Raw genomic sequence first — 828 nt, 5'->3', positions numbered from 1 at the left:
AATTATTTAGAAGATTCTTTAAAAAAATATAAGTTTAAAGAAATAAATAACAAAGAGTTATTGTCGGATATAAAAAATTGGTGTAACGAAATTGGTTGGTTAGAAGATGAGGTTGACTATTCTAAAGATTTAGATTATCCAGAATAAAATCATAAACTTTTATATAGATGTACGCTATTAGTTCTTTGAAATACCACCTCGAGCGCAGACGAGAGGTCTTATAACCCGCTTTATTTGGGACGGAAACGTACCTCTCCACGAGTGGCAATACAATTTACAAGAGAGACCAAAACTTGTAATTAACGAAGAAGGAGTACTAGAAAACGACAAACCAGAACCACTAGACAACCTAATTACTTGGATTTTCGACGAAGGTACTTTTAAACCTGCCGCAAAAATAACAGCCAACGACACCTACTCTATTATAACCGACTACCTTGGTACACCAGTTGAAATGTACAATAGCCAAGGCGAAAAAACTTGGGAAGCAGAGTATGATATTTATGGTAAAATACGTAAGTTAGCAAAGGGAGTTGTAACCGATTGTCCTTTTAGGTATCAAGGACAGTATGAGGATGAGGAAATTGGGTTGTATTATAACCGTTTTAGGTATTATAGTCCAGACATAGGAGTTTATATATCTCAGGATCCTATTGGACTAGAAGGAGGAATGCCTAATATTTATAGTTACACTCATAATAGTACTATTTGGATTGATCCTTTAGGTTTAAGTGGTATAGGTGCTTGGGGAGAAAAAGTAGCTTCAAAATATTTATCTAATAATGGTCATCAAATTTTAGGTTCTGTACAAAATGCTTCTGGGCATGG

At 34.7% G+C, this 828-nt stretch carries 1 protein-coding gene; it reads left to right on the top strand.

Annotated features, from left to right (window positions below; genetic code table 11):
* Nucleotides 1-454 precede the first annotated feature (454 nt).
* The coding region (locus ACVC5O_RS05155; RefSeq protein WP_452220403.1) for an RHS repeat-associated core domain-containing protein at nucleotides 455-828 on the top strand (374 nt) is incomplete at its 3' end.

This window comes from Lacinutrix salivirga (assembly GCF_053604675.1).
The sequence above is the reverse complement of the archived record's forward strand: the minus strand, read 5'-3'. Positions and strand labels throughout refer to the sequence as shown.